Consider the following 10,439-nt stretch of genomic DNA (forward strand, 5'->3'; position numbering starts at 1 on the left):
TCGGCGCGGCGCACGCGCACGCTCACGGGCTGTCGCTCAGCCGCGCCAGTTCGTCGACCTGGTGCTCGTGGCTCAGCCGCTCGATCAGCGCGTCGAGGTCGCCTTCGATCACGTTGGGCAGGTCGTACAGGGTCAGGCCTTCGACCCGGTGGTCGGTGATGCGGCCCTGTGGGAAGCTGTAGGTGCGGATGCGCTGGCTGCGGTCGCCGCTGCCGACCTGCAGCTTGCGGTCCTGCGCCTCGGCCGCGGCCTGCTTGCTGCGCTCGGCGTCGAGCAGCTGCGCCTTCAGCCGCTTCATCGCCTTGTCGCGGTTGGCGTGCTGGCTGCGCTCGGTCTGGCATTCGACCACCACCCCGCTCGGCACGTGGGTGATGCGGATCGCCGATTCGGTCTTGTTGACGTGCTGGCCGCCGGCGCCGGAGGAGCGGAACGTGTCCACCTTCAGGTCGGCCGGGTTGAGCGTGATCTCCTCCACGTCGTCGGCCTCGGGGATGATCGCCACCGTCGCCGCCGAGGTATGGATGCGGCCCTGCGATTCGGTCGCCGGCACCCGCTGCACGCGATGCGTGCCGGATTCGAACTTGAGCTTGGAATACGCGCCGCGGCCGACGATGCGCGCCACGATCTCCTTGTAGCCGCCGTGTTCGCCGGGGCTGTCCGATTCCACTTCCACCTTCCAGCCCTGGCGCTCGGCGTAGCGCGCGTACATGCGGAACAGGTCGCCGGCGAAGATCGCCGCCTCGTCGCCGCCGGTGCCGGCGCGCACTTCCAGGAACAGGTTGCCGTCGTCGCGCGGATCGCGCGGCACCAGCAGCAGCGCCAGCTGTTCGTCGAGCGCGAGCAGGCGCGCCTGCGCGGCGGCGATTTCCTCCTCGGCCAGCTCGCGTAGCTCTGGGTCGCCGCGCATCGCCTCGGCGGCGGCCAGGTCGGCCTTGGCCGCGGCCTCGTCGGCCAGCGCCGCGGCGACCGGCTCCAGCTGCGCGAATTCGCGCGAGTAGTCGCGGAAGCGGGCGTTGTCGCCGACCACGTCCGGATCGGACAGCAGGCGTTCGAGTTCTTCGCGACGCTCGGCCAGCGCCTCCAGCTTACGGCGCAGGGTCGGTGTCATCGGTCTTCAGGATAGGGTGGTGGTAGCCCGGTTTTTCCGGGAACAGGCGCTCGGCGGCGCGGGCCAGTTCGGCATCGCCGCTCAGCGCCGCCTCGCGCAGCGCCGCGGTGGGCGGATGCAGCAGGCGGTTGGTCAGGGTGTTGGCGAGAAATTCCAGCACCTCGTCGGCCGGCTTGCCGTTGGCCAGCTGCTGCCGCGCCTTGGCCAGCACGTCGTCGCGGGTGCTGTCGCCATGCGCGCGCAGGCGCTTGAGCGGCGCCTGGCGGCCGCTGGCCTGCAGCGTCTCGATGTAGCGCAGCACCTGCAGGTCGATGATCGCTTCGGCGGCTTCGGCCGCTTCGCGGCGGCCGCGGCGATTGTCCTCGACCGCGCGCTCCAGGTCGTCGACGGTGTACAGATAGGCATCGGCCAGTTCGGCCACGCCGGCCTCGATGTCGCGCGGCACCGCCAGGTCGAACAGCAGCATCGGTTTGTGCTTGCGCGCGCGCAGCGCCTGCTCGACCTGCGCCCGGGTCACCACCGGCTCGCGCGCGGCGGTGGCCGAGAACACCACGTCGGCCTCCTGCAGATGCCGCTCCAGCTCGCTCAGCGGCAGCGCCACGCCGCCATGGCGGCTGGCCAGTTCCTGGGCATGGGCGAGGGTGCGGTTGGCGATCAGCAGGCGCCGCACGCGGCCTTCGCTCAGGTGCCGGGCGGCCAGTTCGATGGTCTCGCCGGCGCCGACCAGCAACACCGTCGATTCGCTGAGCCGGGCGAAGGAATTCTGCGCCAGGCGCACCGCGGTGGAGGCCACCGACACCGGGTTGGCGCCGACCCGGGTGTCGGTGCGCGCGCGCTTGGCCACCGAGAAGGTCTGCTGGAACAGCCGGTCCAGGCGGCTGCCCAGGGCGCCGTGCTCGCGCGCCAGCGCCCAGGCGTCCTTGACCTGGCCGAGGATCTGCGGCTCGCCCAGCACCATCGAGTCAAGACCGGTGGCGACGCGAAACAGATGCCGCACCGCATCGGCGTCCTGGTGCTGGTACAGGTAGCCGTGCAGGCCGGCCGCGTGCGCATCCAGCCAGTCGGCCAGGCGCTGCGCGTCGTCGGTGATCGCATACAGCTCGGTGCGGTTGCAGGTGGACAGCAGCGCGGCCTCGGCGACGTCGGGCAAGGCGCGCAGCGACTGCAGCGCGCGCGGCAGCGCATCGCCGGCGAACGCCACCCGTTCGCGCAGGTCGACCGGCGCGGTCTGGTGGTTCAATCCGAGCACCCACAACGTCATCTGTTCAGTTGCTTGCGATAAGCTGCTGGCCATTCAGGGCCCCATTTTACGGCCCGGTCGCCCCCGATGCCCGCATTGATTCGCATCCGTATTGTTCTATTGCTGTCGGCGCTCGCCGCGCTGCCCGCCATCGGCGCCGCCGCCGCCGCGCCGACCGCCACCGTCAAGCTGCCGCCGAGCGCCGCGCCGTCCTCGCTGACGCCGATCCTGGCCGGCGAATTCGCCCTGCAGGCCGGGCAGCTGGCCGATGCCTCGCACTGGTACCTGGAAGCGGCCAACGCGGTCCCCGGCGATGCCGGCCTGGCCGAGCGCGCGACCCGCATCGCGATGCTGGCCAACGACACCGAGGCGGCGGCAAAGGCCCTGGCGCTGTGGCGCCAGCGCGCGCCCGAGTCGCTGGCGATGCGCAGCGCCGAGGCCTCGCTGGCGCTGCGCAACGGCAACCTGCGCCAGGCGCGCGGCCTGCTGGTGGCGTTGTTGCGCGACAAGGACACGCGCGGCTGGCGCTATGCGCTGGTGGCGCTGGTCGGCGGCAACCGCGATCCGGAAGTGGCGGCGAAGGTGCTGGACCAGTTGCTCGATGCTAATGCCATCCCCGACCAGCTCGAGGCCTGGCAGGAATTCGGGCGCCTGGCGCTGCGCCTGGAACAGCCCAAGCTGGCCGAGCGCATCGTCGACCAGTTGGTCAAGCGCTTCCCGGAAGAGCCGCGGGTGGCCTTGCTGCACGCCACCCAGCTGCAGCAGGCGGGCAAGACCGAGCGGGCCCGCGCCTTGCTGCAGGGCGTGGAGCCCAAGGCGCCGCGCGACCCGGAACTGCGCGGCGCGCTGGCCTACGCCTACGACGCGATCGGCGACACCGCCGCGGCGGCACGGGTGCTGGCGCTCGGTCCGCAGGACACCCAGAACTACGGTCTGCGCGCCTCAATGCTGGCCAAGCTGCAGGACAATACGGCGCTGGGCGCGCTGTACGAGGAGCTGCGCAAGGGCGCGACCAAGCCCGATCCGGAGCGGCGCCTGCTGCTCGGCAAGATCGCCGAGTTCCTCAAGCGCTATCAGGAAGCGGTGGACTGGTATCGTGGCGTGCCGGGCAGCCCGCTGCGCAGCGAGGCGCGGCTGCGCACCGCCGGGGCGCTGTACGAGCTCGGGCAGAAGGATGCCGCCTTCACCGAGGCGCGTGCGCTGCAGGACGATGCCGAGGCCGACGACGCCGCGCGCCGCGACGCCTACGTGCTGGAAGCGGAGTTACGCCAGCGCAGCGGCGACGACGCCGGCGAACTGCAGGTGTTCGCACGCGGCCTGGCCGCCTATCCGGACGACAACGCCCTGCTGTACGCGCGCGGCCTGGCCTGGGAACGGCGCGACCGCATCGATCGCGCCGAGGCCGACCTGCGCAAGATCCTGGTCACCGAGCCGGAGAACGTGGCCGCGCTCAATGCGCTCGGCTACACCCTGGCCGATCGCACCCACCGCTACCGCGAGGCGCTGCAGCTGATCGACCGCGCCCGCACCGCCGATCCGGACAACGCCGCGATCATCGACAGCTACGGCTGGGTGCTATACCGGCTGGGCAAGACCCAGGAAGCGCTGGTGCAGCTGCGCCGCGCCTGGACCCTGTTCAAGGATCCGGAGATCGCCGCGCACATCGGCCAGGTGCTGTGGGAGCAGGGCAAGAAGGACGAGGCCAACAAGTACTTCGACGAGGCGCGCAAGCTGGATCCGAAGAATCGCGCGCTGCAGCGCGCGATGGAAAAGGTCGCGCCGTGAGGCCGGCGTTGCGTGCGGGCTGGGCGCTGGCGATGCTGCTGGCGCTGGCCGGCTGTACCTCGCTGGCGCCGCGGCAGACGCCGCCGGCCGCCACGGCGCCGCTCGGCGAGGCCGCGCGCCAGGCCGAAGCGGCCCGCACCGCCTGGCTGGACGCGCATCCGCACTGGTCGTTCCAGGGCCGGGTGGCGATCACCAAGGGCCGCAACGGCGGCAGCGGGCGCATCGACTGGGCCCAGCAGCAGCGGCAATACCAGGTCGAGCTCAGCGCGCCGGTGACCCGCCAGAGCTGGCGTCTCACCGGCGACAGCCATCACGAAGCCGGTCGTCTGGAGGGGCTAGAGGGCGGCCCGCGCGAAGGCGAGGACGCCCAGCAGCTGCTGCTCGAGGCCACCGGTTGGGAGATTCCGGTCAATCTGCTGCCGGACTGGGTGCGCGGGCGGGTCGCGGTGGACGCCGAGGCGCCCGAGCAGGCCGGCTACGACGCCGACGGGCGGCTGCAGACGCTGCGGCAGATGGGCTGGGAGATCCAGTTCCAGGAGTGGTACCCGCCCAGCGATGGCCGTCCGGCGCTGCCGCGGCGCATCGAGGCGCGCAGCGGCGACGCCAAGGTGCGGCTGCTGCTCGACCAGTGGGACTTCGCCACGCCATGAGCGCAGTGCGGAAGGACGGCTGGTCGGCGTGGCCGGCCCCGGCCAAGCTGAACCTGTTCCTGCAGATCACCGGCCGCCGTGCCGACGGCTACCACGCGTTGCAGACCGTGTTCCGCCTGCTCGACTGGGGCGACACGGTGCATTTGCGCGTGCGCGCCGATGGCGTGGTGGCGCGGCTCGGCGACTCGGTGGCCGGCGTCGCCGAAGCCGACGACCTGTTGGTGCGTGCTGCACGATTGCTGCAAAAAGAAGCCAAGATCGCTCAAGGTGTCGATATCCGCGTCGAAAAGCGCATTCCGGCGGGCGGCGGTTTTGGCGGCGGCTCGTCCGATGCGGCGACGGCGCTGGTCGCGCTGAACGCCTTGTGGGGCGCCGGGCTGGACGAGGATGCGCTGGCTGGCCTGGGCCTGACCCTGGGGGCGGACGTGCCGGTGTTCGTGCGCGGCCGCGACGCCTGGGCCGAGGGAGTGGGCGAGCGGCTGACCCCGCTGCGGCTGCCGCCGGCCTGGTACGTGCTGGCCGATCCGGGGGTGCACGTGCCCACCGCGGCGCTGTTCCAGGCCCCGGATTTGACGCGGGATGCCGCGCCCGCGAAAATGGCGGACTTCGTTTCAGGTTTCCTGCTCGGCAATGCGTTCGAGCCGGTGCTGCTCCGCCGCGAACCGGCCATCCAGGCCGCGTTCCAGGCGCTCGCGCAGATCGGCACGCCGCGCCTTACCGGGTCGGGGAGCGGTTGTTTCGTCGAGTTCGCCGATCGCGCTGCCGCCGTGCGCGCGCTGGCGGCCTTGCCGGATGGGATGCGCGCCTGGGTGGCTGGCGGCGTGACCCGCTCGCCGCTGCTCGACGCGCTGGAGGCATAGCAACAGTTCCATGCAGGGGCGTCGCCAAGAGGCCCAAGGCACCAGGTTTTGATCCTGGCATTCGTAGGTTCGAATCCTACCGCCCCTGCCATTTATGCGAGTCCCTCGCAGAAGCCCGCACATCCGTGTGCGGGGGTTCAATGGGGCGAGTCCCTCGCAGAAGCCCGCACATCCATGTGCGGGGGTTCAACAGGTAGGAGCGTGCTTCGCCTGGGGTTTTCCACGTTTCACGCTGTTTCTTCGTTGCACGTTCTTTGCCGCCGCCGCCCGAGACACTCTCATGCAAGATCAACGCAACCTGCTGGTGTTCTCCGGCAATGCCAACAAGCCGCTTGCCAAGAGCATCTGCAAGGAACTGGGCGTGCGCCCGGGCAAGGCGATGGTGTCGCGCTTCTCCGATGGCGAAGTGCAGGTGGAGATCGAGGAGAACGTGCGCCGGCAGGAAGTGTTCGTGATCCAGCCGACCTGCGCGCCCAGCGCGGAGAACCTGATGGAGCTGCTGGTGCTGATCGACGCGCTCAAGCGCGCCAGTGCCGCCAGCGTCACCGCAGTGGTGCCGTACTTCGGCTACTCGCGGCAGGATCGGCGCATGCGCTCCTCGCGCGTGCCGATCACCGCCAAGGTCGCGGCGAAGATGTTCACTGCGGTCAACGCCGACCGCGTGCTCACCGTCGACCTGCACGCCGACCAGATCCAGGGTTTCTTCGACATCCCGGTCGACAACGTCTACGCCTCGCCGCTGCTGCTGGCCGACATCTGGCGCGCGTACGGCACCGACAACCTGATCGTGGTGTCGCCGGACGTGGGCGGCGTGGTCCGCGCCCGCGCCGTGGCCAAGCGCCTGGACGACGCCGACCTGGCGATCATCGACAAGCGCCGCCCGCGCGCCAACGTGTCCACGGTGATGAACATCATCGGCGACGTCGAAGGCAAGACCTGCGTGCTGGTCGACGACATCGTCGATACCGCCGGCACCCTGTGCGCCGCCGCGGCCGCGCTGAAGGCGCAGGGCGCGCTGAAGGTGGCCGCGTACTGCACCCACCCGGTGCTGTCCGGTCCGGCGGTCAGCAACATCAGCAATTCGCAGCTCGACGAACTGGTCGTCACCGACACCATCCCGCTGTCGGACGCCGCGCGCGGCTGCAGCAAGATCCGCCAGCTCAGCGTCGCCGAGCTGCTGGCCGAAACCATTCGCCGCATCGCCTTCGGCGAGTCGGTGAGTTCGTTGTACGTCGATTGATCAAGGGCGGGGATTGGAGATTCGGGATTGGGGATTCGCAACGGCGCTGGCTCTGCGAATCCCCAATCCCGAATCCCCAATCCCGGCTCCACACAGACTCTTCTGGTCGCGGAAGAGTCCTCAAAACCGCCGCGAGGCGGTTCATTCAACCAAGGTAGTAAACGCAAATGGCAACCACACATGAAATCAAGGTTCAGCGCCGCGAGGTCGAGGGCAAGGGTGCGAGCCGCCGCCTCCGTCGCGACGGCCTGATCCCCGCCATCGTCTATGGTGGCGAACTGAAGCCGGTCAACATCGAGCTCAACCACAACGAAGTCTGGCTCGCCAGCCAGAACGACTGGTTCTATTCGTCGATCCTGAGCCTGAGCCTGAGCGGCGACGTGCAGAAGGTGCTGCTGCGCGATATGCAGCGTCACCCGTTCAAGCAGCTGATCCTGCACATGGACTTCCAGCGCGTGAACGACAACGAAGTGCTGCACGCTTCGGTGCCGCTGCACTTCCTCAACGAGGACACCTCGCCGGCCGGCAAGTCGGCCGAAGTCGTCGTCACCCACGAACTGAACGAGATCCAGGTCGTGTGCCTGCCGAAGGACCTGCCGGAGTTCGTCGAAGTCGACCTGTCCTCGCTGTCCGTCGGCGACGTGATCCACCTGTCCGACCTGAAGCTGCCGGCCGGCGTCGAGCTGCCGGAGCTGAAGCTGGGCAAGGAGCACGACGTGGCGGTGGTCATCGCCAAGCACGGCCGTGTCGAAGCCGAGCCGGAAGCGACCGACGCCCCGGCGGCGGCCGAGCCGGCGAAGAAGGACGGCAAGTAATCGCCTGCGCAGCGCCCGGGCCGACCGGTCCGGGCGCTGCGGCGATGCTGCGGCATGACTGGTCTGCGTCTGATCGTCGGTCTGGGCAATCCCGGAGCCGAACACGCGAACACCCGGCACAACGCCGGGTTTCGTTTTGTCGAACACCTGGCCGAGCGGTCCGGCGCGCGCTGGAGCGTGGATGCCAAGCTGTTCGGCGAAACCGCCAAGGTCGAGGTGGCCGGGCAGGCGGTGTGGCTGTTGAAACCGGCCACCTTCATGAATCTCAGCGGCAAGGCGGTGACCGCCGCGTTGCGCTACTGGAAGATCGAACCGGCGCAGGCGCTGCTGGCGCACGACGAACTGGATCTGGCGCCGGGTACAGTGCGGCTCAAGTTCGACGGCGGCCACGGCGGGCAGAACGGGCTGCGCGACACCATCCGCCTGCTCGGGCATGCCGGCTTCCATCGGCTGCGCATCGGCATCGGCCATCCCGGGCACAAGGACAAGGTCGTCCCCTGGGTACTGGGACGCGCGAGCAAGGACGACCAGATCCTGATCGACCGCGCCATCGACGAGGCCATCGCCGTACTGCCGCTGGCGGTGCAGGGCGATTTCAACGAGGCGATGAAGCGGCTGCATACGAGCAGGGATTCGTGATTGGGGATTGGGGATTCGCAGCCGTGCGGCATGGCGAATCTCCAATCCCGAATCCCAAATCCCGGAAGTGAACCATGGGCATCAAGTGCGGCATCGTCGGCCTGCCCAACGTCGGCAAGTCGACCCTGTTCAATGCGCTGACCAAGGCGGGCATCGCGGCGGCCAATTTCCCGTTCTGCACCATCGAGCCCAACGTCGGCGTGGTGCCGGTGCCGGATCCGCGGCTGGGCGAGCTGGCCAAGATCATCAACCCGCAGAAAGTGGTGCCGACCGCGGTCGAGTTCGTCGACATCGCCGGCCTGGTCGCCGGCGCGGCCAGCGGCGAAGGCCTGGGCAACAAGTTCCTGGCGCACATCCGCGAGGTCGATGCGATCACCCACGTGGTGCGTTGCTTCGAGAACGACGACGTCATCCACGTCAACAACAAGGTCGATCCGATCTCGGACATCGAGACCATCGATACCGAGCTGGCCCTGGCCGACCTGGACAGTGTCGAGAAGGCGCTGAACCGCGCCGAGCGCAGCGCCAAGGGCGGCGACAAGGATGCGGCCGCGCGCAAGCCGGTGCTGGCCAAGCTGCAGGCCGCGCTGGCCGACGGCAAGGCCGGGCGCACTGCGGGCCTGGACGAGGAAGAGAAGGCGCTGGTGCGCGACCTGTTCCTGCTCACGCTCAAGCCGGTGATGTACATCGCCAACGTGCTCGAGGACGGGTTCGAGAACAACCCGCACCTGGACGCGGTGCGCGCGCGCGCCGCCACCGAGGGCGCCGAAGTGGTGCCGGTGTCGGCGGCGATCGAGGAAGAGCTGTCGCAGCTGGACGATGCCGACCGCGACACCTTCCTGGCCGACCTGGGCCTGGCCGAGCCGGGCTTGAACCGGGTGATCCGCGCGGCGTATTCGCTGCTCGGGCTGCAGACCTATTTCACCGCCGGCGTCAAGGAAGTGCGCGCCTGGACGGTGAAGGCCGGCTCGACCGCGCCGCAGGCCGCCGCGGTGATCCACACCGACTTCGAGAAGGGCTTCATCCGCGCCGAAACCATCGCCTACGACGACTTCATCAAGTACAAGGGCGAAGCCGGCGCGCGCGAGGCCGGGCGGCTGCGTCTGGAAGGCAAGGAATACCGCGTGCAGGAAGGCGACGTGCTGCATTTCCGCTTCAACGTCTGATCCGCGCGTGCGCGCTTGCGCCCGGTGGCGGGCGCTGTGCGGGCATCGGGCGTTTCCTGCGACATCGCGTCAAAATACTGTTGACAAGGCAGGGATGTCAGGGAAGAATAGCGGGCTGTTTCACCCCGATCTGATTTCGGCTTTGCGGCCTAATCGGGACGGGTAGATGGAGGGATACCCAAGCGGCCAACGGGGGCAGACTGTAAATCTGCTGGCTTACGCCTTCGGTGGTTCGAATCCACCTCCCTCCACCAGTTTTTTTGTTGTGGCAGTGCGACATCCCGTAGCGGGAGTAGTTCAACGGTAGAACCTCAGCCTTCCAAGCTGATGGTGCGGGTTCGATTCCCGTCTCCCGCTCCATTGAACGCGCTTGTGTCACAATAGAACTACGCTCACGTAGCTCAGTCGGTAGAGCACCTCCTTGGTAAGGAGGAGGTCGAAGGTTCGATTCCTTTCGTGAGCACCATATTCAGTCTTCAAATCTTTCTACGATCACCGAGAAGAAGCAGCCATGGCCAAGGGTAAGTTCGAGCGCACCAAGCCGCACGTCAACGTCGGCACCATCGGTCACGTCGACCACGGCAAGACCACGCTGACCGCGGCGCTGACCAAGATCGGCGCAGAGCGCTTCGGCGGCGAGTTCAAGGCGTATGACGCGATCGACGCGGCGCCGGAAGAGAAGGCGCGCGGCATCACGATCTCGACCGCGCATGTCGAGTACGAATCCCCGAACCGCCACTACGCGCACGTCGATTGCCCGGGCCACGCGGACTACGTCAAGAACATGATCACCGGTGCGGCGCAGATGGACGGCGCGATCCTGGTGTGCTCGGCCGCCGACGGCCCGATGCCGCAGACCCGCGAGCACATCCTGCTGTCGCGCCAGGTCGGCGTGCCGCACATCGTGGTGTTCCTGAACAAGGCCGACATGGTCGA

General features: G+C 68.7%; 10 protein-coding genes and 4 tRNA genes. 12 read left to right on the top strand and 2 right to left on the bottom strand.

Annotated features, from left to right (window positions below):
• Positions 1-22: 22 nt before the first annotated feature.
• Positions 23-1,108 carry a peptide chain release factor 1 gene (gene prfA, locus J2Y70_RS20900; protein ID WP_309922066.1) on the bottom strand — a complete coding sequence of 362 codons (1,086 nt, stop codon included), beginning with the start codon at positions 1,106-1,108 and terminating at the stop codon, positions 23-25.
• Positions 1,086-2,369: a glutamyl-tRNA reductase gene (gene hemA / locus J2Y70_RS20905; RefSeq protein ID WP_309922069.1), complete on the bottom strand. Its 1,284-nt coding sequence runs from the start codon at positions 2,367-2,369 to the stop codon at positions 1,086-1,088. Before hemA ends, prfA begins: the two co-directional genes overlap by 23 nt.
• A 66-nt stretch (positions 2,370-2,435) precedes the next feature.
• Here hemA and J2Y70_RS20910 point away from each other — a divergent pair, with 66 nt between their 5' ends.
• The 12 genes from J2Y70_RS20910 to J2Y70_RS20965 all read left to right on the top strand — a co-directional run.
• Positions 2,436-4,133, top strand: coding sequence for a tetratricopeptide repeat protein (locus tag J2Y70_RS20910; protein WP_309922071.1), 1,698 nt, complete (start codon positions 2,436-2,438; stop codon positions 4,131-4,133).
• Positions 4,134-4,165: 32 nt separating this feature from the next.
• Positions 4,166-4,783, top strand: a complete 618-nt coding sequence (gene lolB, locus J2Y70_RS20915; RefSeq protein WP_309922098.1) for a lipoprotein insertase outer membrane protein LolB — start codon at positions 4,166-4,168, stop codon at positions 4,781-4,783.
• A complete protein-coding gene (gene ispE / locus J2Y70_RS20920) occupies positions 4,780-5,643 on the top strand; it encodes a 4-(cytidine 5'-diphospho)-2-C-methyl-D-erythritol kinase (RefSeq protein WP_309922100.1) in 864 nt (287 codons plus the stop codon). Before lolB ends, ispE begins: the two co-directional genes overlap by 4 nt.
• A gap of 14 nt (positions 5,644-5,657) precedes the next feature.
• Positions 5,658-5,734 (top strand) — tRNA-Gln (locus J2Y70_RS20925).
• A gap of 189 nt (positions 5,735-5,923) precedes the next feature.
• Positions 5,924-6,883: a ribose-phosphate diphosphokinase gene (locus J2Y70_RS20930; protein WP_179568115.1), complete on the top strand. Its 960-nt coding sequence runs from the start codon at positions 5,924-5,926 to the stop codon at positions 6,881-6,883.
• Positions 6,884-7,050: 167 nt separating this feature from the next.
• Positions 7,051-7,698, top strand: a complete 648-nt coding sequence (locus J2Y70_RS20935; protein WP_309922075.1) for a 50S ribosomal protein L25/general stress protein Ctc — start codon at positions 7,051-7,053, stop codon at positions 7,696-7,698.
• Between the two features lie 54 nt (positions 7,699-7,752).
• Positions 7,753-8,337, top strand: coding sequence for an aminoacyl-tRNA hydrolase (gene pth, locus J2Y70_RS20940; RefSeq protein WP_309922078.1), 585 nt, complete (start codon positions 7,753-7,755; stop codon positions 8,335-8,337).
• A 74-nt stretch (positions 8,338-8,411) separates the two neighbouring features.
• Positions 8,412-9,503, top strand: a complete 1,092-nt coding sequence (gene ychF, locus J2Y70_RS20945; RefSeq protein WP_263397402.1) for a redox-regulated ATPase YchF — start codon at positions 8,412-8,414, stop codon at positions 9,501-9,503.
• Positions 9,504-9,671: 168 nt separating this feature from the next.
• A tRNA-Tyr gene (locus tag J2Y70_RS20950) sits at positions 9,672-9,757 on the top strand.
• A 32-nt stretch (positions 9,758-9,789) separates the two neighbouring features.
• A tRNA-Gly gene (locus J2Y70_RS20955) sits at positions 9,790-9,863 on the top strand.
• A 30-nt stretch (positions 9,864-9,893) separates the two neighbouring features.
• Positions 9,894-9,969 (top strand) — tRNA-Thr (locus tag J2Y70_RS20960).
• A gap of 45 nt (positions 9,970-10,014) precedes the next feature.
• A partial coding sequence (locus tag J2Y70_RS20965; RefSeq protein WP_309922083.1) for a GTP-binding protein occupies positions 10,015-10,439 on the top strand: 425 nt, incomplete at its 3' end.

The sequence above is a fragment of the Xanthomonas sp. 1678 genome (assembly GCF_031455575.1).
In the GTDB taxonomy this organism is placed as follows: domain Bacteria; phylum Pseudomonadota; class Gammaproteobacteria; order Xanthomonadales; family Xanthomonadaceae; genus Xanthomonas_A.

What these genes read in the sequence shown, in the direction of transcription:
- hemA (WP_309922069.1), bottom strand. Translation starts at nt 2,369, where the DNA reads ATGACGTTGTGGGTGCTCGGATTGAACCACCAGACCGCGCCGGTCGAC.
- ispE (WP_309922100.1), top strand. Translation starts at nt 4,780, where the DNA reads ATGAGCGCAGTGCGGAAGGACGGCTGGTCGGCGTGGCCGGCCCCGGCC.
- pth (WP_309922078.1), top strand. Translation starts at nt 7,753, where the DNA reads ATGACTGGTCTGCGTCTGATCGTCGGTCTGGGCAATCCCGGAGCCGAA.
- prfA (WP_309922066.1), bottom strand. Translation starts at nt 1,108, where the DNA reads ATGACACCGACCCTGCGCCGTAAGCTGGAGGCGCTGGCCGAGCGTCGC.
- lolB (WP_309922098.1), top strand. Translation starts at nt 4,166, where the DNA reads ATGCTGCTGGCGCTGGCCGGCTGTACCTCGCTGGCGCCGCGGCAGACG.
- J2Y70_RS20935 (WP_309922075.1), top strand. Translation starts at nt 7,051, where the DNA reads ATGGCAACCACACATGAAATCAAGGTTCAGCGCCGCGAGGTCGAGGGC.
- ychF (WP_263397402.1), top strand. Translation starts at nt 8,412, where the DNA reads ATGGGCATCAAGTGCGGCATCGTCGGCCTGCCCAACGTCGGCAAGTCG.
- J2Y70_RS20930 (WP_179568115.1), top strand. Translation starts at nt 5,924, where the DNA reads ATGCAAGATCAACGCAACCTGCTGGTGTTCTCCGGCAATGCCAACAAG.
- J2Y70_RS20910 (WP_309922071.1), top strand. Translation starts at nt 2,436, where the DNA reads ATGCCCGCATTGATTCGCATCCGTATTGTTCTATTGCTGTCGGCGCTC.